Source organism: Paenibacillus sp. JDR-2 (assembly GCF_000023585.1).
Classification (GTDB): Bacteria; Bacillota; Bacilli; order Paenibacillales; family Paenibacillaceae; genus Pristimantibacillus.
The window spans coordinates 4,458,165-4,483,989 of record NC_012914.1 but is presented as its reverse complement, the minus strand read 5'-3'; the positions used below and the strand labels follow the sequence as shown (position 1 = coordinate 4,483,989).

The 25,825-nt window shown below is 49.5% G+C and carries 27 protein-coding genes, 2 tRNA genes and 1 riboswitch; of the genes, 22 read left to right on the top strand and 7 right to left on the bottom strand.

The features are described 5' to 3' along the window. Positions 1–4 precede the first annotated feature (4 nt). Positions 5–445 carry an HIT family protein gene (locus PJDR2_RS19845; RefSeq protein ID WP_015845507.1) on the top strand — a complete coding sequence of 147 codons (441 nt, stop codon included), beginning with the start codon at positions 5–7 and terminating at the stop codon, positions 443–445. Between the two features lie 135 nt (positions 446–580). After that, positions 581–1,933 carry an aspartate aminotransferase family protein gene (locus tag PJDR2_RS19840; RefSeq protein WP_015845506.1) on the top strand — a complete coding sequence of 451 codons (1,353 nt, stop codon included), beginning with the start codon at positions 581–583 and terminating at the stop codon, positions 1,931–1,933. 53 nt (positions 1,934–1,986) lie between these two features. On the opposite strand, the gene PJDR2_RS19835 is transcribed toward PJDR2_RS19840, so the two are convergent. The 3 genes from PJDR2_RS19835 to PJDR2_RS19825 all read right to left on the bottom strand — a co-directional run bounded on the left by PJDR2_RS19835 (position 1,987) and on the right by PJDR2_RS19825 (position 2,438). Next, positions 1,987–2,063: transfer RNA gene (locus tag PJDR2_RS19835), tRNA-Pro, on the bottom strand. An 8-nt stretch (positions 2,064–2,071) separates the two neighbouring features. Next, positions 2,072–2,147 (bottom strand) — tRNA-Thr (locus PJDR2_RS19830). Between the two features lie 78 nt (positions 2,148–2,225). Continuing rightward, complete coding sequence (locus tag PJDR2_RS19825) at positions 2,226–2,438, bottom strand: YrzA family protein (RefSeq protein WP_015845505.1); 213 nt, start codon at positions 2,436–2,438, stop codon at positions 2,226–2,228. Positions 2,439–2,656: 218 nt separating this feature from the next. Continuing rightward, a riboswitch (cyclic di-GMP riboswitch) is annotated at positions 2,657–2,744 on the top strand. Between the two features lie 92 nt (positions 2,745–2,836). Here PJDR2_RS19825 and PJDR2_RS19820 point away from each other — a divergent pair. Continuing rightward, complete coding sequence (locus tag PJDR2_RS19820) at positions 2,837–4,615, top strand: methyl-accepting chemotaxis protein (protein ID WP_015845504.1); 1,779 nt, start codon at positions 2,837–2,839, stop codon at positions 4,613–4,615. 71 nt (positions 4,616–4,686) lie between these two features. On the opposite strand, the gene PJDR2_RS19815 is transcribed toward PJDR2_RS19820, so the two are convergent. Then, the gene (locus PJDR2_RS19815; protein ID WP_015845503.1) at positions 4,687–5,211 is read right to left on the bottom strand and encodes a DUF6886 family protein; all 525 of its coding nucleotides are present in this window, start codon (positions 5,209–5,211) and stop codon (positions 4,687–4,689) included. Between the two features lie 173 nt (positions 5,212–5,384). Here PJDR2_RS19815 and PJDR2_RS19810 point away from each other — a divergent pair, with 173 nt between their 5' ends. The 11 genes from PJDR2_RS19810 to thiI all read left to right on the top strand — a co-directional run bounded on the left by PJDR2_RS19810 (position 5,385) and on the right by thiI (position 14,978). Next, the gene (locus PJDR2_RS19810; protein ID WP_015845502.1) at positions 5,385–6,338 is read left to right on the top strand and encodes an ABC transporter ATP-binding protein; all 954 of its coding nucleotides are present in this window, start codon (positions 5,385–5,387) and stop codon (positions 6,336–6,338) included. Next, positions 6,331–7,089 (top strand): DUF2705 family protein, encoded by a 759-nt coding sequence (locus PJDR2_RS19805; protein WP_015845501.1) that lies wholly within the window; start codon positions 6,331–6,333, stop codon positions 7,087–7,089. The genes PJDR2_RS19810 and PJDR2_RS19805 overlap by 8 nt, the downstream gene beginning before the upstream one ends. A 44-nt stretch (positions 7,090–7,133) precedes the next feature. Continuing rightward, complete coding sequence (locus tag PJDR2_RS19800) at positions 7,134–7,529, top strand: GntR family transcriptional regulator (RefSeq protein WP_015845500.1); 396 nt, start codon at positions 7,134–7,136, stop codon at positions 7,527–7,529. A 5-nt stretch (positions 7,530–7,534) separates the two neighbouring features. Beyond that, a complete protein-coding gene (locus PJDR2_RS19795; RefSeq protein WP_015845499.1) occupies positions 7,535–8,233 on the top strand; it encodes an ABC transporter ATP-binding protein in 699 nt (232 codons plus the stop codon). Further along, on the top strand, positions 8,230–8,988 hold the full coding sequence (locus tag PJDR2_RS19790) for a hypothetical protein (protein WP_015845498.1): 759 nt from the start codon (positions 8,230–8,232) through the stop codon (positions 8,986–8,988). Before PJDR2_RS19795 ends, PJDR2_RS19790 begins: the two co-directional genes overlap by 4 nt. Before the next feature lie 179 nt (positions 8,989–9,167). Beyond that, positions 9,168–10,076: a prenyltransferase gene (locus PJDR2_RS19785; protein WP_041614434.1), complete on the top strand. Its 909-nt coding sequence runs from the start codon at positions 9,168–9,170 to the stop codon at positions 10,074–10,076. A gap of 44 nt (positions 10,077–10,120) precedes the next feature. Next, positions 10,121–10,849: a DUF6081 family protein gene (locus tag PJDR2_RS19780; RefSeq protein ID WP_015845496.1), complete on the top strand. Its 729-nt coding sequence runs from the start codon at positions 10,121–10,123 to the stop codon at positions 10,847–10,849. Positions 10,850–11,053: 204 nt separating this feature from the next. Further along, positions 11,054–11,653, top strand: a complete 600-nt coding sequence (locus PJDR2_RS19775) for a nitroreductase family protein (protein WP_041614433.1) — start codon at positions 11,054–11,056, stop codon at positions 11,651–11,653. A gap of 142 nt (positions 11,654–11,795) precedes the next feature. Then, positions 11,796–12,482 carry a lytic transglycosylase domain-containing protein gene (locus PJDR2_RS33750; protein WP_015845494.1) on the top strand — a complete coding sequence of 229 codons (687 nt, stop codon included), beginning with the start codon at positions 11,796–11,798 and terminating at the stop codon, positions 12,480–12,482. A gap of 116 nt (positions 12,483–12,598) precedes the next feature. Beyond that, positions 12,599–13,756, top strand: coding sequence for a cysteine desulfurase family protein (locus PJDR2_RS19765; RefSeq protein WP_015845493.1), 1,158 nt, complete (start codon positions 12,599–12,601; stop codon positions 13,754–13,756). A 1-nt stretch (position 13,757) separates the two neighbouring features. Further along, positions 13,758–14,978 carry a tRNA uracil 4-sulfurtransferase ThiI gene (gene thiI / locus PJDR2_RS19760; RefSeq protein WP_015845492.1) on the top strand — a complete coding sequence of 407 codons (1,221 nt, stop codon included), beginning with the start codon at positions 13,758–13,760 and terminating at the stop codon, positions 14,976–14,978. Between the two features lie 27 nt (positions 14,979–15,005). On the opposite strand, the gene PJDR2_RS19755 is transcribed toward thiI, so the two are convergent. After that, positions 15,006–15,707 carry a TerC family protein gene (locus PJDR2_RS19755; RefSeq protein WP_015845491.1) on the bottom strand — a complete coding sequence of 234 codons (702 nt, stop codon included), beginning with the start codon at positions 15,705–15,707 and terminating at the stop codon, positions 15,006–15,008. 157 nt (positions 15,708–15,864) lie between these two features. Between PJDR2_RS19755 and PJDR2_RS19750 the strand changes: the two genes are divergently transcribed. The 6 genes from PJDR2_RS19750 (at position 15,865) to PJDR2_RS19725 (ending at position 20,761) form a co-directional block, all read left to right on the top strand. After that, positions 15,865–16,530, top strand: coding sequence for a TerC family protein (locus PJDR2_RS19750; protein WP_015845490.1), 666 nt, complete (start codon positions 15,865–15,867; stop codon positions 16,528–16,530). 158 nt (positions 16,531–16,688) lie between these two features. Next, positions 16,689–17,174, top strand: coding sequence for a hypothetical protein (locus tag PJDR2_RS19745; protein WP_015845489.1), 486 nt, complete (start codon positions 16,689–16,691; stop codon positions 17,172–17,174). Positions 17,175–17,239: 65 nt separating this feature from the next. Then, positions 17,240–19,084, top strand: a complete 1,845-nt coding sequence (gene typA, locus PJDR2_RS19740; RefSeq protein WP_015845488.1) for a translational GTPase TypA — start codon at positions 17,240–17,242, stop codon at positions 19,082–19,084. A 28-nt stretch (positions 19,085–19,112) separates the two neighbouring features. Next, positions 19,113–19,427, top strand: a complete 315-nt coding sequence (locus tag PJDR2_RS19735; protein WP_015845487.1) for a YlaH-like family protein — start codon at positions 19,113–19,115, stop codon at positions 19,425–19,427. After that, on the top strand, positions 19,424–19,696 hold the full coding sequence (locus tag PJDR2_RS19730; protein ID WP_015845486.1) for a hypothetical protein: 273 nt from the start codon (positions 19,424–19,426) through the stop codon (positions 19,694–19,696). The genes PJDR2_RS19735 and PJDR2_RS19730 overlap by 4 nt, the downstream gene beginning before the upstream one ends. A gap of 18 nt (positions 19,697–19,714) precedes the next feature. Next, positions 19,715–20,761: an LCP family protein gene (locus PJDR2_RS19725; protein WP_015845485.1), complete on the top strand. Its 1,047-nt coding sequence runs from the start codon at positions 19,715–19,717 to the stop codon at positions 20,759–20,761. A gap of 307 nt (positions 20,762–21,068) precedes the next feature. On the opposite strand, the gene PJDR2_RS19715 is transcribed toward PJDR2_RS19725, so the two are convergent. Further along, complete coding sequence (locus PJDR2_RS19715) at positions 21,069–21,611, bottom strand: YhcN/YlaJ family sporulation lipoprotein (protein ID WP_015845483.1); 543 nt, start codon at positions 21,609–21,611, stop codon at positions 21,069–21,071. A 116-nt stretch (positions 21,612–21,727) separates the two neighbouring features. On the opposite strand from PJDR2_RS19715, the gene PJDR2_RS19710 reads away from it, so the two are divergent. Next, positions 21,728–23,059 carry a PhoH family protein gene (locus PJDR2_RS19710; RefSeq protein ID WP_015845482.1) on the top strand — a complete coding sequence of 444 codons (1,332 nt, stop codon included), beginning with the start codon at positions 21,728–21,730 and terminating at the stop codon, positions 23,057–23,059. 338 nt (positions 23,060–23,397) lie between these two features. Continuing rightward, a complete protein-coding gene (locus PJDR2_RS19705; RefSeq protein ID WP_150106522.1) occupies positions 23,398–24,678 on the top strand; it encodes an extracellular solute-binding protein in 1,281 nt (426 codons plus the stop codon). Here PJDR2_RS19705 and PJDR2_RS19700 read toward each other — a convergent pair. Beyond that, positions 24,650–25,750, bottom strand: coding sequence for a coiled-coil domain-containing protein (locus tag PJDR2_RS19700; RefSeq protein WP_015845480.1), 1,101 nt, complete (start codon positions 25,748–25,750; stop codon positions 24,650–24,652). The genes PJDR2_RS19705 and PJDR2_RS19700 overlap by 29 nt on opposite strands. Positions 25,751–25,825: the final 75 nt, after the last annotated feature.

Genomic DNA, 25,825 nt, shown 5'->3' with positions numbered 1-25,825 from the left:
CCTTATGAATTGTCTTGGCTGCCGCATTGCCAGCGGAATGGAACCGGATCTAAATATCGTTTATGAAAATGAGTATTTGACCTGCGTGCTGGACATTGTTCCGTTTAACGAAGGGCATCTCTTGATTTTGCCTAAGCAGCATTACCTCGATGTAGAAGAGCTCGATTCGGAAACGGCTCAAGCGATTATGGCTGCTTCTCAGAAGCTGTCCATTGTACTAAAGAAAATCTTTTGTCCGGACGGGATTAGTATTTGCCAGAACGGCGGTCTCTTTAACGATCTGACGCATTATCATATGCATCTGATTCCAAGATACAAGGGGGACGGCTTCTCCTGGAGCGAGCCGGCAACTCCTCATGGAGCGGAATTGCGGCTCCGTGAGACGAGAGAGCGCATGGTCCGGGGATTAACGGCGCATGTCCAAAAAAGCCCCTTTACTTCGTGACATTCTGTCTAATGTAAACGGTAATATTCGTCCCTATACTAGACATAGATGTAAGAGTAACGGAGTTGAATTCTATACGAGCAAGAACATGGCTACGGTAAGATATGGATAGGTTTAGGAGAGGAGTGTATAGCGATGTCAGCTAACCAGGATGAAGCGAATTTGATTGCCAAGGACCGTCAATACGTATGGCATGCTATGACGCCCTATAACGAGCAGGCACCTCCGATGGTCGTTAAGGAAGGACAAGGCTCATGGATTACGGATAGCCGGGGTAACCGGTACTTGGACGGGATGTCCGGTCTTTGGTGCGTGAATGTGGGGTATGGCCGGGAAGAGCTGGCGCGCGCGGCTTATGAGCAGCTCAAAACCATGTCCTACTATCCGATGACGCAAACCCACGAGCCGGCGATCCGACTGGCGGAAAAGCTGAATGACTGGCTGGAGGACGATTATGTCATCTTCTATTCGAACAGCGGGTCTGACGCGAACGAAGTAGCGTTTAAGATTGCAAGGCAATATCATGAACAATCCGGTGCGCCCAGCCGCTACAAGTTTATTTCCCGATACCGGGCATACCATGGCAATTCGATGGGTGCTTTAGCCGCAACCGGGCAAGCCCAGCGCAAATATAGGTATGAACCGCTTGCCGGAGGTTTCCTTCACGTCCGTCCGCCAGACAGCTACAGGCGTCCGGATGGGATGACGGTCGAGCAATTTAATTTGCAATGCGCGCAGGCGATTGAAGAGACGATCATATGGGAAGGGCAGGAGACGATCGCGGCAGTCATTATGGAACCTGCGATTACCGGCGGGGGAGTCCTTGTGCCTGAGCCTATTTATCTCGAAAAGGTTCGGGACATCTGCACAAGGCATGGCGTTCTGCTTATTATCGACGAAGTGATCTGCGGCTTTGGCCGTTCGGGCCGCAAGTTTGGCCATATGAATTACGGCATCAAGCCGGATATTGTCACGATGGCAAAAGGATTAACCAGCGGTTATCTGCCTTTGTCCGCGACGGCGGTTCGCAAAGACATCTACGAGGCTTTCAAAGGCAAAGACATGTACAGCCATTTCCGTCATCTGAATACGTTTGGCGGTGCGCCGGCTGCTTGTGCCCTTGCGCTGGCGAATCTTGAGATTCTGGAGCGGGAACGGCTGGTGGATCGGTCGGCCGCGCTTGGCGAACGGCTTATCGAGGGGTTAGCTGACTTGAAAGAGCATCCGATTGTTGGAGATATCCGGAGCTTCGGCTTTCTGGTAGGCATTGAGCTGGTCAGCGATAAACGGACGAAGGAGCCGTATCCGCTGTCTGGCGTTGTCCGAATCATAGGGGAGTGTAAGGCGAAGGGGCTTATAATAGGCAAAAACGGCGATACCGTCGCAGGCTACAATAATGTGCTTACGATCAGTCCGCCGTTGTCTTCCACAGATGAGGATATGGCATTTATCATTCAAACGTTAAAGGATGTATTCGAACATATATAATAGAAGAAAAACAAAAAAAGCCTGATCCCTATCAAGCTTCCGTGTTTGCTCTATGGTCGGGACGACACGATTTGAACATGCGACCCCCTGGTCCCAAACCAGGTGCTCTACCAAGCTGAGCTACGTCCCGGAAAAGAATGGTGCCGGCGATAGGAGTCGAACCCACGACCTACTGATTACAAGTCAGTTGCTCTACCAACTGAGCTACACCGGCATATTGTTTGTGTCGGGCACAAAACGTATTATGCCACAGCTTGTACGGATTATGCAAGACTTTTTTTGAGAAAGTTTCCTAGAGCTTTTTGGCCTTGAAATGAACAACGGCGCTATACAGCATTTTACCTGTATTGGCGTTAAATGCAGCATGGTGTTGGACTTGATGAACCTGCAGCAACAGTGCTTTATTGTTCTCGACCTGCTGCTCGATCTTCAGCTCCAGCGTGCGCAGATCGCTAGCTTCAAAAAATTCTACTTTATCGTCAATCAGATCCAACCGGAATTCCATCGTCTACTACTCCCGTCTCTGTCTTTATGTAAATTTTTCTTGTTCCGCTCAAGGACGGCGATAGCCGTTTCACCTTGGAATCTATTATAACGTCTTCGGGCAGCGAATCAAAGAGAGATGAGACTAAAGTCGGAGTGTTGGGAATTGAGCCATTTTTTGTTTACAAATAGGTATATATATCCTAAACTAGTCCTTGTGTGTCGAAAATAGCGTAATTAAACTGAAAAAGGCAAACTTGCCGAAAGGCAAGGACGCAAAGTTATGGGCCTAATGCTGCATAGAAGCGATGGCTGCCAGACCGCCGGACGCAGGACATAGTGCCTTAAACAGCTATCCGCCCGTCCATGGCCGGATAGCTTATTTTCTTTTTTCAGTGACAGCGAGGAGAGACGACGAGGATGAAGGAATGGGTTAAGAAGGCATTGCAATGGTTAGGTGCAAGAAAACAGCTTGTGGAGGGCAGGAGAAAGATTGGAGTTCGGCTGCTTCTGCTGACCAGCATCATCACTTTATTTAACGTAGCGGCAGGCGCGTTCATCTATACGCAAAATCTGTCGGTATCACATGCCGTCAAGAATGCGAATACGCTGACGAGTGCGCAGCGCGAATATGAAGGAATCTCCAATTCGCTGCTTCAAACGCTTCTGATGATGATCAACTCGATCGAGAACAACAATAACAGCCAGAATGCGGAGGTTGTTGATCCAAAAGAACGTCTGGCCGATATGCCGGGGCAGATCGAGCATTTGAAGAAGACGTTCGAGAAGCTGGACAAGATGTTCCCTGCAGCAGAGGAGCAGCAGAATTACATCGGTCAGGCGAACATCTACGAGATTGCCTACAATGATTTGAAGAGCTCGAATGTTACCCAGTTTGAAAATGTGACAGCCGAGATGAAATCGGCGCTTGTGCTTAGACTCGTTAATATTTATTTGAATGAGCTGGAGTTCGCCAATCAGAACGTCAATGCCCGGATTACCGTAGATGCGGCGCATACGGACGAGGTTCTCTCGAATAGCGTAGACACGGCGAATATGATCATCTTGATAAACGTACTGATTCTGGCCGTTATTCCGTTCCTGTTCACGGTTGGTCTGATCAGAAGCATCAGATCCGGTCTTCAAGGAATTATGGGACGTATTCAAGCTTATCAGCATAATGACTTTACATATAATAAAGCGCTTGACCGCAAAGACGAATTTGGCGATATCGACCGTTCGCTTGCGTCCATGGGCGATAATTTGAAAGAAACTATCAAAGCTACGCTAGGCGTAAGCCAGACCGTTCTCCAGATGTCGAACCAGATGGGCGATATGATCTCGCGCAACCGTACGGCATCCGAGCAGGTGAAAGGGCAGATCGATCTGGGAACTACCGTCCTGCTCTCCCAATATGACGATGCGACTTCCATATCGGCTGTCACGGAGCAGATCTCGGCAAGCTCGCAGGAAATTGCGGCGTCTAGCGATTATATCAACAAAGACATGCAACAGATGAGAGACGACTCCCATACCGGCTCGGTGGATATGGAAGGCGTTGTCCAAATGGTTAACCAGACGGTTGAGCAATTCAACCAGGTAACGGAAGCTTTTAACCGCATTACCGAACGTTACAGCAATGTATCGAAGTTTCTGGAGAGCATTCAGGATGTTAATACGCAGACAAACCTGCTGTCGCTTAATGCATCGATTGAGTCCGCGCGCGCAGGCGAGCATGGACGGGGCTTCGCGGTTGTAGCGGAGGAGATCCGCAAGCTGTCGGGTCAGACTGACCAGATCTCGAAAAATATTTCGAAAGAAATGTACCTGATTCAAGAGGATGTTGCGGCAAGCAGCAAGAGCATGGGTGCTTTCGCCGAAGTGATCTTCTCCACCAAGCAGGCCTCGACCGCTGCAAGCGACGTATTCAAAGGGCTGGAGAAGCAGAGCAATACGTTATCCGAACAAGTCAGCGAGATTTCGACCGCGATTAACGAAATTACTACCGGCATCACTCATATCGTTACAGCCGTGGACAAGCTCTTGCTGACCTCTTCCGAGGTTAATGGCAAGATGGAACAGATGGGGCATTTGTCCGTCGAGCAGAATAGCATTTCCGACAATCTGCAAGGGATGGCGCAGAATTTGCAGCAATCCTCGCATGAACTGAAGGAAAAAGCGGCAATCTTCAAAGTTTAATACCAATCTTATAGGCAAAAGTAAAGGACAAAGGCTGTTCTCCTTCCATGGAGAACAGCCTTTGCGTCGTTTTATAGTCTTGGATCGGCTTGCGCATTCTGGAAGCGGTGAATTCCGAAGTCATGGATGGAGGATTGCGGAATAGCCTCTCTAAGCGGATGCAGACTTGGGGTGAAGCGGACCTCAATGCCAAGCTCTACCAAGAGATCAAGCAGATTGGGAAGCGGCTGTACCGCAAGGGGGACCAAGGTTTCCTTGGATATGTAGTAACCGGCGTATTCGTCGAACAGTTCGAAGGACTCTGGAGGCAGCTCATAACGGTACAAGGTCGTTTGCTTCATCCGTTCATACCAGCCGGTCTCAACGGTGATGACCTTGTTGGCAGCCGTAGTGCCGAAAAATCTTTGTTCATCCTCGGGGGTTAATCCTTCCGATCTCGTATAGACGATCCGGGGACAATCTCTCGGGAAGAAAAACGTGAATTGATGCTCCTCATCAATAGCCCAGACAACGGGCGGCATATCGGTCCGGTTGGCTTTCACCCTCGGAACAAAGACGTCAATATCACTTTCCTCGCTGAAATGAAACAGTCTCATCCTCATAACCTCCAATCGAAGCAGTCGTCAGTGCTTATCTATTCTAGGATAGTCCACCTGGGTAAACAACTATTTTTCGTAAAAAAATGGATATTTTCGTTTCAACCTCTTTACATCACTAATGATCTAGTGTACTATTCAACTATAACACTAATACAAAAGGGAGAGGCGCTATGACAACGGCAAAAATTACGAATCCGTCAATCGTGCTTCAATTGGACGGTTTAACGAAGAAGATCGGCAACAAAGCGATTGTGGACGGATTATCCTTTGATATTGCAAAGGGAGAGGTTGTGGGATTGCTTGGTCCAAACGGCGCAGGCAAAACAACAACGATGCGGATGATTGTGGGATTAATCGGAATGTCGGAAGGGGACGTGCGAATTTGCGGACAAAGCGTCCGGACGAACTTCGAAAAGGCCATTAGGCATGTCGGAGGAATTATCGAGAACCCCGAGTTCTACCCGTATATGACGGGCTACGATAACTTGAAGCAATACCAGCGGATGACGGAGGGCGTTACCGGCGCCCGGATTGAGGAAGTCACGAAGCTGGTTGGCATGCAGGAGGCACTTGGCAAAAAGGTAAAAGCTTATTCGCTTGGCATGCGCCAGCGTCTTGGTATCGCGCAAGCGCTGCTCCATGAGCCTAAGCTGCTCATTTTGGATGAGCCGACAAACGGCCTGGATCCGGCGGGAATCAAGGAAATGCGCGAGTATTTGAAGAGGATCGCAGAGGCCGAGGGGATTGCGATTCTGGTCTCCAGCCATTTGCTCAGCGAGATTGAGCTGATGTGCAGCCGGGTTATTGTCATTCAAGAGGGCAAGTTTGTTACGGCCCGTTCCATCGGGGAAACGGAATCGCCGAAGCAGAAGGTGCTCACCATCTCCATGCAGGTAGGCAATGCGGGGCAAGCGCAAGAAGTGATCGGCCAGATCGACGGGGTTGAGGTAACGCAAAGCGATTCCTTCACCAACCGGATTGCAATCAAGCTGCTGCACGATCAGATTCCCGGTATTGTCGCGAAGCTTGCGGCGGAAGGCATTGCGATCTACCGGATTGAGGAAGTACGCGCAACCTTGGAAGAAGAGTTTATGAAGCTGACGGGAGGTAACCGCATTGCGTAACTTTACGGGATTATTAATTAATGAATGGCTTAAGCTCAGCAAAAAGAAATCGTTCTTCGTCGCCTATGCCATTCTCGCTGTTGTTTTCGCGATTTTAGCCTTTGCATTCTACAAATTGTCGCCGGACGGCTTGAATTCCACGGTTGATTTCGCAACAGGCACGATTATGCTTCAAGCCGCAGGCCAGCTCGTTCCGGTTCTTGCCGTTCTAGCCGCGGCAGGCAGCGTTACGCAGGAGTATCGTTACGGTACCATTAAGTTTCTTCTGATCCGGGCGCAAAGCCGCCACAAAATTTTGGCTTCCAAGTATATCGTCTCCGTGCTTTACGCGCTGACGTTAGTCGTAACCGCAGCCGTGTTTGCCGTAGTTGCCGGTTATATCGTATACGGCGGCGGGGCAGGAGAATCGACTTGGACGGATTTTCTTAGCAATATAGCGAGTCTGGCAGTCTATTCGATTATTTTCGTGACGTTGACCTTTATGATTGGGATCCTGACAAAATCAAACGGTGCGGCAATCGGTATCGGCATATTCTCCATGATGGTCGGCAGCCTTTTGGTTATGCTCCTGTCCCGTTATGCGATTACGAAGTATTTACTGTTCGCCAATACAGACTTGTCGGTCTACCGCAGCGATTCCGTGCCGGTTGAAGGGATGACGCTAGCCTTTTCCATTGTTATACTGCTAGTATATATGGCACTGTTCCTATCCGTCAGCTTCGCCGTTTTCAAGAAGCGCGACATCGCTTAAGCGGGGCGTTTGGGGCCGACAGATGGAAAGGAGAATCTTGACCCGTGACAATTGTATTTGACAACAATATGCCGATTTATATTCAGATTATGAACTATGTGAAGAAGCAGATTATTACCGGCAGATTAAATCCCGGGGACAAAATCGAATCGGTACGGGACCTGGCCCTTGAGCTGCAGATAAACCCCAATACGATTCAACGTACGTTCCAGGAGCTGGAGCGGGAAGGCATTGTAGAGACAAGACGAGGACTTGGCCGATTTGTGACGAGTAGGGAGTCGACGATTATGCAAATTAAGAAAGAGATGGCGGGCGAGCTGCTCGAACGCTTTGTTCAGGGGATGAGGGAGCTTGGCTTCGAGAAGGACGATATCGTGGCCATCGTGAAGGATGCCGTAAAAGACGGCAAAGCGGAAAGCCGTATTGACAGGAGTGAATAAGAGACGTGGAATCGATCTTGGAGCTATCGGGAGTAACTAAAACGTATGGAGCCAAGCGTGCGCTGGACAATGTTTCTTTCAAAATCCAGCCCGGCAGGATTATTGGCTTGCTCGGCAGCAACGGCAGCGGCAAAAGCACCTTGATGAAAATCGCCGCGGGCCTTATGCCGCCATCCTCCGGCCAGTTGATTATCTGCGGGGAACCTAGCGGTCAGCGGACCAAAGCTTTGACTTCTTTTATGCCGGATAAGCCGCTGACGGAATCCTGGATGCGGGTGAAGGATGCGATTGGCTTTTATAAAGATTTCTATCCGGACTTTGACGCCGCAAAAGCCGATGAAATGCTGCAATTTATGAAATTGCAGCCTGCGGACAGGATCAGCACGCTTTCCAAAGGGATGAACGAACGGCTGCAGCTGACCCTGGCTTTGTCCCGCAACGCCAAGCTGTATTTGCTTGATGAGCCGATTGGCGGCGTAGACCCGGTTGCCCGCGAGAAAATATTGGATGCGATCGTGAAATATTATAACGAAGACAGCTGTTTGATAATATCCACTCATCTGGTACGGGATATTGAACGGATTTTCGACGAGGTTATATTAATCAAGAACGGAAGCATTGTCCTTCAGGAGGAAGTGGAGACGATCCGGTTCTCGCAAGGCAAAAGCGTGGATGAGCTGTTTAAAGAGGTGTTCGCGGAATGATGAATTTGCTTAAGCTGGTCAAATATGATTGGAAACGCAACGCTGGCTTTTTGCTAATCGTCGGAGCCTTGTTTGTATTAACCGGAGCCGCGGTTACCGTGTACGGCGAGGTTAAGAACCTGGATACGGATCTGATTTACGTATTGACCTTTCTGGTCTATTTGGCCATAACGATTTCGCTGTGCGTAACGGTCTGCAGGACTTATGAGCGCAATCTCAGGTATTTTAACCGCCGGCTTCTCCCGCTGCCAGCTTTGTATACGGTGCTGTCTCCGTTATTGCTCGGAATCGCGGGGCTGGTTACCATTGGAGTTATTGGCGTGATCCATCTGATGGTACTTGGCGGTGTTGTGGACACGGTACATTTGCGGGTATTCGATATTCTGGCGGACAGAGGCTTCTGGGCAGTGCTTCTCTCCAGTATCTTGTTTGTGATTATTATTTTTTCAAGCATTACGGTGGCGAAGGTATTCAAAGGGAAAAAGGGCTCTTGGATAGGCGCTGCTCTCTTTATCGGGCTGCAGCTCGGCATTCAATGGGTGGAAACAAAACTGTTCCCAAGCATGGACGTCTCTACGGATCAGTTCTTTAAATCCGTTAACGTGAGGATAACCGATTCCCCAGATCAAGTCGTTCATGTGCAAGCCAGTGTACCGAATTATTGGGGACCGCTGCTCTATGAAGCTGCCGTCATCATTCTGCTGGTCTATATGATGACCTACTTGATTAACCGGAAGATTCAGGCTAGAGGATAGGATTTGCGATAGAGCTTCCTGAGGTGCCAAGCGCCCAGAGAAGCTCTTTTTTTGTCAGAAATTGATGCTTTCGCCCTATTCTTTCAGTTGACGGTCCCTTGCTTAAAGTGTTTCAATTAAATTTGATAAGGTTGAACGGATGAAGAAGAAGGGAGAGACTTGCAGCTTTGAATAACATCATGAAGCAGTTTATGAAGGCATCGCGGATACGCGTCCTTCCGGTTATGCTAATTCCCGTTGCGCTTGGCGCATTGGGTGCTTTTGTGTGGGACGGCAATTTTAATTTTTGGCTGCTTCTGCTCACGCTTGTCGGTTCGGGCGCAGCGCATTTGTTCTCGAATATGATCAATGATTTGTGGGACTACTACAACGGAACGGATGAAGCTGCCAAACAGGCAGAAGGGGTTATTTCGACAAACTCCGGTTATTTGACGAACGGAACGTGGACGATCCGCGCATTTGCAACCGTGACCTGGTCGCTGTTCGGAATTGCTGCGGTCAGCGGTATTATTTTGTCGGTGATCAGCGGATGGCCGGTTATCGTATTTGGCGGACTTGGAGGACTGATTGCTTATTTCTATGTAGCGCCGCCCATTCGTTTCGGCTATCGCGGTAAAGGGTATAGCGAAATCGCAATTCTGCTGTCGTTTGGTATTTTGCCCGTTGCCGGTGCGTACTATGTGCAGTCCTCGCAGCTGGACTACCGGGCGTTATTGCTTTCGCTTCCGATCGGACTGCTTACCACGCTTATTTTATTCAATCATCATTTCTTGCATTGGCAGGCGGACAAGCAAGCCGGCAAAAAAACGCTGGTTGTCGTATGGGGAGAACAAAGAGCGCTGGTCTTCTCCAGATGGCTGCTGGTGCTCGCTTACGTCTCGCTGGTTATTTGCGTGCTTGCGGGTGCGCTGCCTTGGTACGCGCTGCTTGGATTGTTAACGGCTGTTCCGCTATATGCCGTATACGGCAAGCTGAAGGAGCATAATCCTTCCCACGCCTATTTGCCTCTGATGGGCAATTCGGTTAAGGCAACTAACCGTTGCGGCGTAATTTTGATTGCTGCATTAATCATTCAAGGTCTCTTATAAGAGAGACGGCCAGAATTTCATAATGAAAGCTGAGGGAATAGAAGATGAGCAAACAATGGGTGCTTGGAGATTTTGATACGATCCTTGACGAAGGCAAAATATGGACGATTGGCGGCTTCCCGCTGCCGGACGGTACGTTCTGGCAATACCGCGAGCCGGATGCGGTGGTTATTGTACGCAATGGCATTCTTTACGTACGCGCTCCGCTTAGCCGCAAGCATGACAAGATTCAGATTCTCGATAATGCCAAGCATATGTATTATTCGGCGAAGCCGGTGGAAGTGCCGGAGAAGGGCGAGATCAGCTTCGAGCTCCAGATCCGTGCCCGTTCGCAGAACACGGCGCCTGGCGATTTGTACGACGGTTATGCTTCGTTGAACCTGCTTGACTTCACAACGGGAGGCGCTCTGGACTTCTTTGCAGGCAACGACAAATACGCAAGCGTTTATGCGGTTCTGCCATTCCCGGGCGTTTCGGTGCCGGAGACGGACAAGACAAGATATTTCTGCGTATTCAAGGAATCAACCGATTTCCAGGCCCGCGAGTTTAATACGTACAAAATTACGTACAACCGCGAAAATGACGAAATCGTCTTTTATGTAAACGGTACGGAAGTGCGCAGAGAGCATAACGTACCGGTCAAATTCAACCAGTTCACGGTAGCGCTTGGCATTATGACGGAAAAGGATTTGTCGCCGGAAGGAAGCGTATCCGTTCATGGACAGACGGTTATCGGAGAATATTCGCCGATTACGATTACGGTAACCGAATAAGATTGCAGACGAGCCGTCCCTGTTGGGACGGTTTTTTTGCGTTGTGCGCTGGCCAATCATTGACACTTGTATTAGAGAGCGGATTAGACAAAATAAATGACGAAGCGCTTGACATGGACTTCGGAGTATTGTAATGTTACTAACATAAATAAAGTTACTTATAAATCACCTAGGAGGCAGATAAAAATGTCAAATACTTCTACTATTTCGAAATCACTTATTGAGGCTATCCAAGCAAGACGCACTTATTATGCAATCAGCAATCAATCGCCAATTTCGGATGATCAAATCATCAGCCTTGTGCAAGATGCAGTGAAATATTCGCCGTCCGCGTTCAACTCCCAAAGCGCGCGCGTAGTTGTGTTGCTTGGCGAAAATCACGCTAAACTGTGGAACATCGTAAAAGAAACGCTTCGCAAAATCGTGCCTGCCGATCAATTCGCTTCCACGGAACAACGCGTTGACAGCTTCAAAGCCGGCCATGGCTCAGTGCTGTTCTTCGAAGACACAACTGTTGTTGAAGGTCTTCAAAACCAGTTCCCAAGCTATGCCGACAACTTCCCGAAATGGTCGCAGCATTCTTCCGCAATCGTTCAATACGTTGTGTGGACCTTGCTCGAGGAGCAAGGCCTGGGCGCTTCCCTCCAGCACTACAACCCGTTGATCGACGAAGAAGTGAAGCAAACTTGGAACATTCCGGCTAGCTGGCAGCTGATTGCTCAAATGCCGTTTGGTACTCCAACGGCAGAGCCGGGAGAGAAGCAATTCCAGCCAATCGACGAGCGCGTGAAAATTTTCAAATAATATCGTGAAAGCAAAGCAGCTCCTTGCGCGGGGCTGCTTTTTCTATACATGGAGACCGCAGTACTAGCCGTTATAAGTAAAAACATGTACAATAAAAACCGATACATCATTTATACCCTTTATTATTCGACTGGAGGACCCTATGAGTATCGATTCGCGTACGTTGAAGCAGCTGCTCCAGCTGCAGCTTTCACCAACTCTGGATTTTCAAACAGCGGCTAATCCGCTTGATGTGAATAGCGGCGACGGCAACACATCCATGTTTGACTTTTTGCTGTCTCAATATATGAACGGCGATTTTGCCGATATGGATAGTATCGAGCCAAGTATGCTTACCTCGGATTCGCTTGCCAAGCTGGCTAGCGTGCCTAGTCTGTACAGTACCGCATTAAGCGGCGCGGCGGCTGACCAGTCAAGCTCCTCACCAACCGACTATGACGCTCTGATCACGGAGGCTGCCGCCAAATACGGCATTGATCCCGAATTGATCAGAGGGGTTATTCGTACAGAGTCCGGATTTAATTCCGACGCGGTATCCTCCGTAGGGGCAAAAGGACTTATGCAGCTGATGGATTCGACTGCCCGCGGTCTTGGGGTAACGGATTCCCTCGATCCGCAGCAGAACATTGACGGCGGTTCGAAATATTTATCTTATCTGCTTGGCAAATACAACGGTAATGAACAAGTGGCGTTAGCCGCTTATAATGCGGGGCCCGGCCGAATCGACCGGCTTGGTATTTCAACGGACAGCGAACTGCTGGCTAACTTGGACAAGCTTCCGGAAGAAACGCAGCGGTACATAGGCAAAGTGCTTGGAGCCCGCTATTAATCCGCTTGATTATGCTTTGATATTTGGTTTGGAGTTACAACTTGCCTCTAAACGCGGCCGTTATTCTTGAGCGGTCCCGATAGAGGTTTTCTCTTTTTAAGAAAGGTGTTGAATATATGCTGTATTTCGATCATTGCGCATCCACTCCGCCATATGCGGAAGTTGTGGATACGTTCGCGGAAGTTATGAAAGCCCATTATGCGAATCCTTCCTCTATTCATCGTGCGGGAGTTGAAGCAGACAAGCTGATTGTCCGTTCCCGTTCCGTGCTTGCGGAGCAGTTCGGGGTAAAGCCGGAGGAATGGCTGTTTACGTCGGGCGGTACGGAGAGCAATAATCTCGCTGTAAAAGGGGCTGCCAGACAATTCCGCAGCCGCGGCAATCATCTGATTACTACGCAGATTGAGCATTCTTCCGTTAATGATGCTTTCCGGCAGCTTGAACAAGAAGGCTTCCGGGTAACCTATTTGCCTGTCAGCCCAACGGGGCACGTGGATCTCAAACTATTACAGGCGTCTATAACGGATGAGACGATACTGATCAGCATCATGCATGTCAATAATGAAGTAGGATCCATACAGCCTATTGAGAAGATCGGCCAACTGCTGTCCGAATACCCGCGTATCCTGTTCCATGTGGATGCGGTGCAGAGCATCGGCAAGCTCCCGGTTAAACTAAAGAAGTGGAGAATTGATTTGCTCAGCGGGTCGGCGCACAAGCTTCGCGGCCCTAAAGGTGTCGGGTATCTGTATGTGCGGGAGGGCCTGCAATTTCAACCTCTTCAATCCGGCGGCTCGCAGGAACGAGGCATGCGTGCGGGCACCCAAAATGTACCGGGCATCGTCGCTTCGGCTAAAGCGCTGCGGATGAGCATGCAGGCGGAGGAAAAGAACCGCTACCGGATGTACGCGCTACGGGAACGGCTGATCCGGCAGCTTGCGAAGATTCCGCAGCTGATGCTGAACGGCAGCGAGGATGCGGCGGTTATGGCGCCGCATATCGTGCATTTTTCCTACCCGGGCATGAAGCCGGAGGTTATCGTCCATATGATGGAGGAGCAAGGCGCCATTATCTCGACGAAATCGGCCTGTTCTTCAAAGGATAATAAGCCAAGCAAGGTGCTGCTGGCGATGGGATCGACCCCCGAACGTGCAGCGGGAGGGATCCGCATCAGCTTTGGCGACGAGCATACGGAGCAGGACATCGACAAGCTGGTTGACATGCTGAGCAGGACCGTTGCGCAGCTGAAGCCGCTTGAAAGGAGCAAATCTTAACGTGATTTATGATAAAGTAATTGTCCGCTATGGCGACCTCGTCATGAAGGGACGCAACCGCAATCAATTCGAGAAGAGGATGCAGCAGCAGATCAAGCTAGCTCTGAAGAGCTTTGCCGCATTGACGTACGCCAAGTCCTTCGGCAGGATGACGATTTCCTTGAACGGCGAGTCGTTTGAACCGATTGCAGAACGGCTGAAGGATGTATTTGGCATTATCTCGTTCAGCCCGGTCATTCAGGTAGAGAACGAGTTGGAAAAAATCCAGGCTGGGGCTTTGCAATTGATGACAGGGCTGGAGAAAGAACCGGCAACCTTTAAAGTAAACGCAAAGCGTGCTTGGAAGCCGTTTAAGCATTCTTCACAGGAAATGAATCATCTTGTTGGTTCCCATGTGCTGCGCGCTTTTGCCGATCTGAAAGTAGACGTGCGGAAGCCGGAAGTGGAGCTGCGCGTTGATACTTACGAAGAAGGCACCTTCATTTACAACACGGTAATTCCAGGGGCAGGAGGATTCCCGTTCGGCTCCAACGGCAAAGCGATGCTTCTGCTGTCGGGCGGTATTGACAGCCCGGTAGCGGGCTGGATGGCCATGCGTAAGGGCCTGGAGCTGGAGGCGGTGCATTTCCACAGCTACCCGTTTACCAGCGACAAGGCGAAGGAGAAGGTCATTGACCTCGCTAGAAGACTGTCTTACTATGCAGGAGCGCCGCTGAAGCTCCATCTGGTGCCTTTTACCGATATTCAGACAAGGCTGGTACAGGCCAAGCAGGATAGCATGATGATTACGCTGATGCGCCGTGCGATGCTTCGCATTACCGAGCAGCTGGCTGACAGAAACGGTGCCGGCGGCATCGTAACGGGCGAGAGCCTCGGTCAGGTGGCCAGCCAGACGCTCTCAAGCATGAATGTTATCGGACGGGCAACGGTACTGCCATTGCTGAAGCCGCTTATTATGATGGACAAGCAGGAAATTATTAACGAAGCGGTGCGGATTGGAACCTTCGAAACCTCCATCCTTCCTTACGAAGACTGCTGTACGTTATTCCTGCCGAAATCGCCAAGCACGAATCCGAATCTGAACGTTGTGGAACGGGCGGAGTCCTATATTCCCGAGCTTGTACAAATGCTGCTTGAGGCCGTGGAGCGTACAGAAGTCATAGAGTTGACGCCTGAAGCGCAGCCAGAGCAGGAACCGGCAGGGGAAGACCGCTGGTTCTAAGGAAATAAAGAAAAAGCAGAGAACCCGTTAAACGGTTTCTCTGCTTTTTTCTTGCACAGCCTGATTTCTGCGGTTGTTTGTAAGAAGTCCCGCAGCGATAATCAGCGCAATGATGAGGATGACGAAACACCAATAGAAAGCGGGGTTTTCCTTGAAGAACTCCTCGAACGCTTTTTCATGGGTAATCATCTTGGCCGCTGTATAACCGAGTACACCGGAGCCCAGATAAATGATCCATGTAAATTTGTTGATCAGCTTGATGAAGAGCGTTGAGCCCCAGACGATAACCGGTACACTGATCAGCAGGCCCAAAATGACAAGCACCGTGTTGCCGTGCGAAGCGCCTGCAACCGCGATGACGTTATCGATTCCCATAGCCGCATCGGCGATAATGATGGTCTGAATCGACTGCCAAAGCGTGTTGCCGGCTTTGACGTCGCCATGCTTATCGTCTTCCTGAACAAGCAGCTTATATGCAATCCATAAAAGCAGGATACCGCCTGCCAGATGGAGCCAAGGCAAACCGAGCAGCCGTACAACAGCGACGGTCGCGATGATTCGGATGCCAATTGCGCCTGCCGTACCCCACAGGACGGCTTTCTTCTGCTGATGCTGCGGCAAGTTGCGGGCGGCCATACCGATAACAATGGCGTTGTCACCTGCCAGGATGAGATCGATAAAGACAATATTGAGCAGAGCCAGCAAAAAATCCACTGAAAATACATCCATTATTCGTGACCCTCCCTTCCAACAATTTTGCGGTAGTCTCGAAAGACTTCATTTACTACGGATGAAGGACGGGGGAGGATTCAAAAATTTTTTGGACATCCCTTCATAAAACTTGTCCTTTTCTCATACAGGTGGTAAGAGAGGGGGCGAATGCAAAGTGGATAGTGTGCTGACTTTTCTTCAAATTGTCCTGATCAACCTGTTATTAAGCGGCGATAATGCCGTAGTAATCGCTATGGCCAGCCAACAGCTTCCTCCGAAGGAGCGCAAAAGGGCTGTATGGTGGGGAGCGCTTGCCGCTGTCGGGCTGCGATGCCTGTTGACGCTGGCTGCTATCTCCCTGCTTCAGATTCCTTATCTGCAGGCTATTGGTTCCTTGCTATTGCTGTATATTGCGGCTAAGCTCCTGTCGGACGCCGGACAGGAGGGCGAGGGCGATCTGCATATGCCCAGCAGGAAATCCAAATCATTGTCGCAGGCAGTGCGAACAATCGTCGCGGCGGATTTTATTATGAGTCTCGACAATGTCCTGGCAATTGCCGCGGTAGCGGATGGGGATACGGTGCTTATTCTGCTAGGGATCGCGCTCAGTATTCCGATGATCATTTGGGGGAGCCAAATTCTGGGCACTCTATTACACAAATTTCCTCCGCTTGTGTATATCGGTGCCGGACTGCTTGGATATGCTGCAGGAGGAATGCTTGTCCATGACCCGGGAATGGATGCCCTATTATTCAACGGTTCCCGTACGGCTGCCGAAGCTATACCGCTGCTCTGCATCCCGTTTGTCGTCATTATTGGTTTATTGAAGCGGAGAACTTAAACCCATTTTCACAAACCGTTCACAGGTGAACGGTATTTTTTTGCAATGTTCCTTCTGTTCCCGCTGGTATTTTCATCGCAGTTCCTTTAAACTATGATAGATAAAAACTGGCGTCGTACGTCTGTATGGGGGTAGACGTTGTAAGGAGCGGAACGCAAATGCCTAATAACAAATATTCCGCTGGAATTATTGTGTTACTAGCTGGGGTCGTTATTTTACTGGGCAAACTTGGTGTATTCAGCTTTTTGGGGGCTATTTTCTGGCCGCTGCTCGTCCTCATTCCGGGAATTTTGCTGCATGTTTTTTATTTTGGCAGACTTCTTCCCGCAGCAGTGCTTGTACCAGGTGGAATACTAACCGTGTCTGCGCTGCTGTTTATGGTTTGTAACATTTTTGGATGGGATGCACTGAAATATTTGTGGCCGCTGTTCCTGCTTGGCGCAGCCATCGGTCTATACGAATATTTTTTATTTGGCTCGTCCCGCCCGCGATTTGCGCTTACGGCGTCTATAGCGCTTGCCGTTGCTTCAGCTGTTTTTCTGTTGCTCGTCTTGTTATGGAGCTGGGGAATTTATCTTGTTGCGCTTGTCCTGATGATTGCCGGTGGCTGGATGGTAATCACAAACCGCTCGCGCCGCTGGTAAGTGTCCGGTAAGTGAAGTATTGTGTAAGGAAAGAAAATTAGACAAAATGGAGTGGATTATTAGTTATGCAAGCAAGAGAAAACATCCGGAATATTGCGATTATCGCCCACGTTGACCACGGCAAAACAACTTTGGTTGATAAGCTGCTGCAGCAATCAGGTACATTCAGAGAACATGAAGCTGTACAGGAGCGCGCAATGGATTCCAATGATCTGGAACGCGAACGCGGTATTACCATCCTGGCGAAAAATACGGCGATTACTTATAAAGACTACCTGATTAATATCGTCGATACACCTGGGCACGCGGACTTTGGCGGTGAAGTAGAACGGATTATGAAGATGGTTGACGGCGTATTGCTCGTTGTTGACGCGTTTGAAGGCTGCATGCCGCAAACAAAATTCGTATTGCGGAAAGCATTGGAAAGCAACCTTACGCCAATTGTTGTCGTTAATAAGATTGACCGTCCGAATGCCCGCCCTACGGAAGTAATTGATGAAGTGCTTGATCTGTTCATCGAGCTTGGCGCGAATGACGATCAACTTGAATTCCCGGTTGTTTATGCTTCCGCGCTGATGGGTACTTCAAGTCTTGAGTCCGAACCCGAGAAGCAAGAAGACAACATGCAGGCTTTGTACGAAACGATTGTAAGCCATATCCCGCACCCTACGGAAACGGTTGATGAGCCGCTGCAATTCCTTGTTACTTTGCTTGATTACAATGAATACCTGGGTCGTATCGCAGTTGGCCGCGTAAACCGCGGTATCGTCCGTCAAGGACAAACCGTTGCGGTTATCAACCGTGAGGGCGCTGTGAAGCAAGCCCGCATCGAGAAGCTGTTCGGCTTCCAGGGACTGAAGCGTGTCGAGATTGAAGAAGCAGGCGCTGGCGACATCGTTGCTATCGCTGGTATTAAGGACATTAACATCGGTGAGACGATTGCTGATCCTTCCAAGCCCGAAGCTCTGCCGGTATTGAAGATTGATGAGCCTACTTTGCAGATGACATTCCTTGTTAACAACAGCCCATTTGCAGGCCGTGAAGGTAAATGGGTAACATCCCGTAAGATTCGTGAGCGTTTGTTCAAAGAGCTTGAAACAGACGTAGCGCTTCGCGTAGACGAAACAGACAGCCCGGATGCCTTTATCGTATCTGGCCGCGGTGAACTTCACCTTGGAATTCTGATTGAGAATATGCGTCGTGAAGGATTCGAAATTCAAGTGTCGAAACCGGAAGTTATTATTAAGGAAGTTGACGGCGTTAAATCCGAGCCGTACGAACGTCTTTTGATTGACGTTCCGGAAGACAGCATGGGCGCCGTTATGGAAAGCCTCGGAACACGTAAGGCAGAAATGGTCAACATGATCAACAACGGCAATGGCCAAGTTCGTCTGGAGTTCATTATCCCTGCGCGCGGTTTGATTGGCTACCGTACTTCGTTCCTGACATTGACGCGCGGCTACGGCATTATGAACCATGCTTTCGACAGCTACGGTCCACTTGCATCCGGAGTTGGCGGACGTCACCAAGGCGTGCTCGTATCGAGCGAGACAGGAACATCGACCTTCTACGGCATGCTGGGTGTGGAAGACCGCGGTATTCAATTTGTTGAGCCAGGCACCGAAATTTACGAAGGCATGATCGTTGGCGAGCATACCCGCGATAACGACATCATCGTAAATATCTGTAAAGAGAAGGCACTGACTAACGTACGTTCCGCTGGTAAAGATGATACGGTTAAACTCAAAACTCCACGTCTGTTCTCTCTTGAACAAGCGCTTGAGTATTTGAATGACGATGAGTTCTGTGAAATTACGCCGAAGTCGATTCGTCTGCGTAAGAAAATCTTGAACAAGAGCGAGCGCGAGCGTGCTGAAAAACATCGCAAAACTGCGCAAGCAGGCGTATAATCACCGGGCAGGCTAAGGGGGTCACGGCATGCAGCAATGGTTGAGCGACCATCACGCCGTATCGTATTTGCTTATTCTTGGATTTACGATTTATATCTTCAACAAAGTGTTCAGGGCTAACAATCAGAAACTTCCGATCCTGAAAGAAGTTCTTGTCTATATCCTGATGGCCGTCGGCTCGTTTGTGCTGATGGTCCTTCAGGTCGACAAGCTTCCTATTATTCAATGTATGGGAATTGCCGTGCTTATGATGCTTATGCTTCGCGGCCGGCAGATCTACGACAAATGGAAAAATAACCGGGCCGAGAGCGGCGCCGTAAAGGAAGCTGATTCAGGCAAATGACGTTTGATGATGCCTTGTTCAACTGGCTGCAGATTCATATCGTAGCCGAAGACCGGCCGGATGATCGAGCGGCATTGGATACCCGTGACTTTTTCGCGCAAATTTTGTCGGAAGACCACGAAGTTGCCAATCCGCATATTTCGGCAACGGATGCGACGATGGTTCATGTCAAATATGAGCGCAACGGACGCACAAAGCTGCAAATGTATCCGCGGGAAGCTGCCGAGCAGCTTCTCGTTGATATCCGGTCCAATCCGAAATATAACTGACATAAAGGTGATGATCCTATGACGCAAGGCTCGGCTGAACTGCCTTCCCGGAGAGCAAATGCCAAGACCGCTCCTAGATCGCCTAAGCAACCGAAGAAAAGACGCGTATGGAAAGTTGTTTTACTGCTATTATTAGCTGTTATTTTGATTATCGTGGCATACTTCGGATTTTTGGCTAGCAAGGCGAACAATGCGATTCAGCAAATTGGCACCGTATCAAACGATGATGTAAAGATTCCGACTGCAGAATCCGTCAAGAAGAAAGCGGTTGGGATGGTGTTGCTTGGCCTCGACACAAGGGCCAAGGGCGGCGGAATGAATACCGACGTCATGATGGTTGCCGTCTTTAATCCAAATACCAAATCGGCTACTGTAATTTCGATTCCTCGCGACTCCTTGCTCATGCTGGACGGATATGGCGAGCGAAAGGCGAATGCCAACTACGCCACCTTCTTTAGCCAAGCCCGTTCCGAGAAAGGGCTGGACAAAGAAGCGGCAGAGGAGGATGCAAAACGCGCGATTCGGGATATGCTGGGCAAGTACTTTGGCGTAGATCTGAAATATACGGCGGTTGTTAACTTTAAGGGCTTCGAGGACGTTGTAGACGCGCTTGGCGGCATTGAAGTGAACGTCGATATGGATATGAAATACGTCGATAATTATGACGGCACCAACATCAATCTGAAGAAGGGTTTCCAAAAGCTTAACGGAGACCAAGCGCTTGATTTTGTCCGTTACCGGAAATCCAATGACGGCAAAAACATGTCCAGCGATTTCGACCGCAACAAGCGCGAGAGCGAAGTTGTAGCGAAGATCGTCGACAAGATGAAATCGCTAAACGGAATCACGAAGATGGGCGAGGTAATTGACGCTGTTGGCGACAACATGGAAATTGACATGCCGCCGAAGGAAATCCAGAACCTGATGAAGACGTATTTCGGCATCAGCAGCTCGGATGTTCAATTCATTCCGTTAGAGGGCGTGTGGAAGAGTCCGTACGTTTATCTGGATGAGGCCAAGCTAAGCGAGGCTCGTGCAGCTTTGCAAGCGAAAATGGCTGAATAACCATAGACTGGCGGTTCTTTTACCGCTATAATAGGTGTACGGATATGAAATCCTTCTTAGAGGAGGTCATGCGGATGCCCAAAGCCGTAACCGCGACATTCACATTTAAAAGAAGAAGCGGTGACGAGCGCTCGGGAAACCTCTTGAGCCTTGCGGCTGATGACTGCATCTGTGTGCCGGTCTCGGCATGTATCCGGATGGAACCGAATAAACTGATGACAGGCTTGTCCAAACGGACATACTGTCGTAAGGAAAGCCTAGTGATTTGATCACTAGGCTTTTTGTGTCTTATGGCGCGGTATACAAGCTAATGAAGTTTGTGTAAATTGTTGGCCCGTTGTTGTACTTCCGGATCCTGCGGCATAACTTCACGAGGGATCTGCGGTACGATACGGCCAATAATGTCGGCCATCTCTTCCGCAAAGCCGCTGATCGGCCTGCCGCGGCGGATATCCGCACCAATTTCGTTCAGCCGCTGTGACAAATCCATATCGGCTGTTACGATAGCATCAATGCCGTAGGGATCTTTATGGAAAGCTTCAGCGACGGAATATTTTATTGTGCCGACTCTGGAGCGATCAAGCTTGCTGTCGACATCGATCCCAACCACGGCGGTGTTTCCGAGCACCACGCAGTGCGCATTCGTAACACCTTTGATGCCCATGGCCAGCTGTTCCAAATGCTTGGAGACTTGCTCAGGATTCGCAATTTCTTTCTTCTGAGGACTTGTCTGCTGTGCGCGAACAGAGCCATTATTTTGAGGAGAGGGTGATGTTTCGTTTCGAGCGACGGTGCCGCAGCCAGCAGTAATTGCCGCAATAGCGATCGCCGCAATAAGTTTCCGGTACATGTTGGTTCCACCTCTTTTTTCTTGTTGCACATCGTCTAATCAGAATGTAGTGTACCCGCAGCCAAGTATGGCTATGTATGTCTATCTATTGAATGACCGACGCCGGGAGGGTTCTCATGAAAAAAATATTCGTGCTCGACACTAATGTGCTGCTTCATGATCCGCAATCGCTCTTTGCCTTCGAGGATAACGAAGTCATCATTCCCGCGGTGGTGTTGGAAGAAATCGACTCCAAGAAGAGGCTGGCAGACGAACTAGGGCGCAATGCGCGTTCCATATCCCGGTTGCTCGATGGTATGCGGGTGGAAGGGCATCTACACGAGGGCATAACGCTTCCTAACGGCGGATTGTTAAAAGTGGAGCTTAATCATCGGAGTTTTATGCGCGTACAAGAGATGTTCGGAGAAATGACCAATGACAACCGAATTCTTGCTGTCGCGCTCAACTATCACTTGGAACAGCTGGAGAATGAACAAACCAGCACTGTCGTTCTTGTAAGCAAAGATGTGCTAGTCCGGATCAAAGCGGATGTGCTGGGCCTCGAAGCCCAGGATTATTTGTCGGACCGGACCGTGTCCACGACTGATTTTTATGCCGGCTATGAGACCTTGTTTGTCCATCCGTCTGTTATCGATGAATTTTATACGTACCGGTTCCTGACGGTCAAAAGCATGCAGAATATCGCCAGGCTGAAGCCAAACGAATTTGTAATCCTGCGGGATGAGATGGGAACCTCCAAATCCGCCTTGCTGAAGGTCAGCCAGGATGGCGTACGCCTAGAGCCGTTGTTCTTAAGCAATGATCCGATTTGGGGAATTACGGCCCGTAACGCTCAGCAGCGCATGGCTCTTGAGCTGCTGCTCAACGATGAAATCCCGCTTGTCACTCTGACCGGCAAAGCCGGAACAGGCAAAACGCTGCTTGCGCTTGCCGCTGGCCTCTTGAAGGTGGAGGATGAGCATAAATACAAAAAACTTTTGATTGCCCGTCCAGTCGTACCGATGGGCAAGGATATCGGTTACCTGCCGGGCGAGAAGGAAGAGAAGCTGCGGCCATGGATGCAGCCGATCTACGATAATCTGGAGTACCTGTTTGATACCAAGAAATCCGGCGACATTGATAAAATATTGATGGGTCTAGGAAGCATCCAGGTCGAAGCGCTTACTTATATCCGCGGCCGCTCGATACCGGGACAGTTCATTATTATCGACGAAGCTCAGAACTTAACGAAGCATGAGGTCAAAACCATTGTTTCCCGCGTGGGAGAGGGCAGTAAAATCGTTCTGATGGGCGATCCGGAGCAGATCGACCATCCTTATCTCGACGCGGTGAGCAACGGGCTCACGCATATCGTCGAGCATTTCAAGAGCGAAGGAATCAGCGGACACATCACTCTCGAAAAAGGCGAGCGTTCCAAGCTCGCTCAGCTCGCGGCAGACCTCTTATAATTCTTCTTCTAAAAAGAAGCGGTGCCGGGGAATCCCAGCACCGCTTCTTTTCGGTTTAAAGGCAAAGGTTAATAGGGCAAACGGAGTATTTGAATGATTCTGGAGAAACGTAGTGCTCGCTTTTGCTCGGGGATTCCTTCCTTGTCATCGTGGATGAGAGGAATCCCCGAGCAATGGCGATCGGAAGAACATTCAAATATGCAGTTTGCCCCATTAACCTATAGGCCGGGGGGGATAAAGTCCTAGACTTGTTTGGACAACTCTACGATTTATTGCTATGATAGGTTTTAATAGACTAGACTGCGGGGGCTTAAGATATATCGGAAAGGGAGAAGTGTGTGGCTACAAGGAGATTTGTGATGATCCTTGCAGGAGCAGTGCTGTTGTCCGTTATTTTGCTTATTCCCAACATGGACCCGCATAAGCCGGCATCATCCGGCGGCAGCTCCCATAATGCAAATACTGGACCTGTCGCTAACGAGCATGACGATGAGCCGATGGAATCCATTGTTGTAACCGTTTCCATGTCGCCTGAGCAATTTGCTTTTTTGGAAGAGGCAAATGAACGATTTAAACTAAAATATCCCAACATCCTTGTAGAGCTGCTGAATATCGAATCGAAGGAAGAAGCTTATTCCACTTGGAAGCAAGATCTTTTGCTTGGTACTTCCTCCGATATTATGCTGATGGACAGCGGCTGGGTAAGGGAGTTTGCCGTCATGGGCCTGCTTGAGCCCGTTGATAGCGTCAATACGGCAAGCACTTTATCCGACCAGCCGGCCAAGCTGCTTGCTCCGCTCAAGTGGAATAGTTATCTCTGGGGTATCCCTTTTGATGCGGATCCGCCAATCCTTGTGTGGAACAAGGCTATGCTGACCGAACAGAATATGAGCGATCCACCAAAGGATTGGACAAGCTTCCTGCAGCTCACGGAACGTTTAGCGGCTTCCGGGACGTCACCGGAGTCTTTGCTTAACTTGCCTGCGGATTTCAGCGGAACGGCAGCTTGGCTGGATGCCTGGAGCGGTGCAGACAAACGCGGGGCGGCTACCTTAATCCTGAACGAAGAGTCGGCTAACCGTCTAGAGGAGACGGCTTCTTTGACGATTCCGTCCATAGCCGTTAATAACCGCTTGCTTGGCACTGAGATGGACAATCAGCATTTGCTTGTCTCGGTTTTACCGTGGTCGGAATATAAAGGACTTTCGCAATCAGAGCAGGATAAACTGCTAATCGACAAGATTAAGCTTCGCAACTTGTGGCTTGGAAGCCGCAGCTTTGTTGTCTCGGCTAATACGGATAAGGCAGAGGCGGCCTTCAGCTGGATTAAAGAGATGACAAGCGTGACCGAGCAAGGGCGTAATTATGAACGCTTCGGCAAATTGCCTGCTAAAAATTCGATATACGAAATAGGCGGATATTCGGGCTCTACGGCCCAATATCCGCCAACATGGTGGTTGCCTTTGCTTAATGAAGAACCCATCGGGGAGCCTCCTGCTCCTAACTGGCATAAGGAATGGAGCCGATGGGAAGCTTTATGGCAGTTGTATACGAGCGGGGCAACAGACATTACCGCCTTTATCCAATCGGTTACAGCTTCATCTTCAAATAAACAGTAAGCTCCTTGTCTTTCATTTCAACTGATTTAGCTTGTATGAATTTAATAATGTCGCCAGGATAAAAGCCGAGATCAAATTTGTCTTCAAGTGATTTCCTTGTCGTATCGGGCAGCGCAAAACCGTTAAACAACAGCTCATCGACATGGAATACAATGCCGTTCTTCGGCTTTTCTTCCACGGTATAATGACCGGAGACGGCAATATCCATGTTATCGTGCTTGCCTGATGCGGTTACTTTGCCGTCTTCAAACCGGAAGGAGAAATCGTTAAACCGTTTATCCTGCTCCCTGAGGAAAGCGTTCAAAGCGTCTTCCGGAATATGAATCGTATAATTAAACCCGTTTATCTCCAGGTACTGCTTATTGTCCTCAATCCAGCTTGGCAGTTTGTTCATCGCTTTGGATAAAGCATCGAAATACTGCTCCACTTCTTCAAGTCCGGCCGATTCCCAATAGTTCGTCAGCTCCTGCATCAGCAAGCGAAGCCGATCCGCGTCGGAACGTCCGGCGAGCTGGCCGTCAATCTGCTGCTCCAGCTGCGCAACCCGGCTGCGCTGGGTTTGAAGCCGGTTTTCAATATCTTCAAGCTCCGTTTTTCTTCCGTCCAATTTGGCGTATTCCTCTTTCAAGCTCTTATATTCCTTCGTGTAGGAATCAAGCGTGTTCCGGTCCTGCGAAAAAATAATGTCTACGTAGTCCAGCATGGCGAATAAATCGTGAATCGAATCGAAGGATAGAATCGCGCGCAGCAGAATCTCGCGTTCACCCATATAATAAGCGCGAAGGACCTTGCCGGCTTCTTCACGCTTCTCCATAATTTCCTGATCACGCTGCACAATCCGTTTGTCGGTGACGGACATGTCGTCTATAACCTTTTCTTTTTCTGTTTGTATGCGTGCAATTTCTTTGTCTATCTCAACGATAGACAAGCTCTTTTCCAAAATCTGATTGACCTGCTCGTCCTCCGTTAATTGAGGCTCGGCCATGACGGGAAGCTTGCAGATGGCAAGCATAAGAACGATAAGAAGGATAAAGAGCCATCTGCCGCGAACATAAATGCGATGGAATGCCACCAGCCGCCTCCTTTCTTACGTTGCTAGGCCTGTACAGCTAACATTGTATGCGACGGTTCCATTTATTATATCTTA

Coding starts and splice junctions, on each gene's coding strand:
- PJDR2_RS19845 (WP_015845507.1), top strand. CDS start 5: ATGAATTGTCTTGGCTGCCGCATTGCCAGCGGAATGGAACCGGATCTA.
- PJDR2_RS19840 (WP_015845506.1), top strand. CDS start 581: ATGTCAGCTAACCAGGATGAAGCGAATTTGATTGCCAAGGACCGTCAA.
- PJDR2_RS19825 (WP_015845505.1), bottom strand. CDS start 2,438: ATGGAATTCCGGTTGGATCTGATTGACGATAAAGTAGAATTTTTTGAA.
- PJDR2_RS19820 (WP_015845504.1), top strand. CDS start 2,837: ATGAAGGAATGGGTTAAGAAGGCATTGCAATGGTTAGGTGCAAGAAAA.
- PJDR2_RS19815 (WP_015845503.1), bottom strand. CDS start 5,211: ATGAGACTGTTTCATTTCAGCGAGGAAAGTGATATTGACGTCTTTGTT.
- PJDR2_RS19810 (WP_015845502.1), top strand. CDS start 5,385: ATGACAACGGCAAAAATTACGAATCCGTCAATCGTGCTTCAATTGGAC.
- PJDR2_RS19790 (WP_015845498.1), top strand. CDS start 8,230: ATGATGAATTTGCTTAAGCTGGTCAAATATGATTGGAAACGCAACGCT.
- PJDR2_RS19785 (WP_041614434.1), top strand. CDS start 9,168: ATGAAGCAGTTTATGAAGGCATCGCGGATACGCGTCCTTCCGGTTATG.
- PJDR2_RS19780 (WP_015845496.1), top strand. CDS start 10,121: ATGAGCAAACAATGGGTGCTTGGAGATTTTGATACGATCCTTGACGAA.
- PJDR2_RS33750 (WP_015845494.1), top strand. CDS start 11,796: ATGAGTATCGATTCGCGTACGTTGAAGCAGCTGCTCCAGCTGCAGCTT.
- PJDR2_RS19765 (WP_015845493.1), top strand. CDS start 12,599: ATGCTGTATTTCGATCATTGCGCATCCACTCCGCCATATGCGGAAGTT.
- PJDR2_RS19755 (WP_015845491.1), bottom strand. CDS start 15,707: ATGGATGTATTTTCAGTGGATTTTTTGCTGGCTCTGCTCAATATTGTC.
- PJDR2_RS19745 (WP_015845489.1), top strand. CDS start 16,689: ATGCCTAATAACAAATATTCCGCTGGAATTATTGTGTTACTAGCTGGG.
- typA (WP_015845488.1), top strand. CDS start 17,240: ATGCAAGCAAGAGAAAACATCCGGAATATTGCGATTATCGCCCACGTT.
- PJDR2_RS19735 (WP_015845487.1), top strand. CDS start 19,113: ATGCAGCAATGGTTGAGCGACCATCACGCCGTATCGTATTTGCTTATT.
- PJDR2_RS19730 (WP_015845486.1), top strand. CDS start 19,424: ATGACGTTTGATGATGCCTTGTTCAACTGGCTGCAGATTCATATCGTA.
- PJDR2_RS19725 (WP_015845485.1), top strand. CDS start 19,715: ATGACGCAAGGCTCGGCTGAACTGCCTTCCCGGAGAGCAAATGCCAAG.
- PJDR2_RS19715 (WP_015845483.1), bottom strand. CDS start 21,611: ATGTACCGGAAACTTATTGCGGCGATCGCTATTGCGGCAATTACTGCT.
- PJDR2_RS19710 (WP_015845482.1), top strand. CDS start 21,728: ATGAAAAAAATATTCGTGCTCGACACTAATGTGCTGCTTCATGATCCG.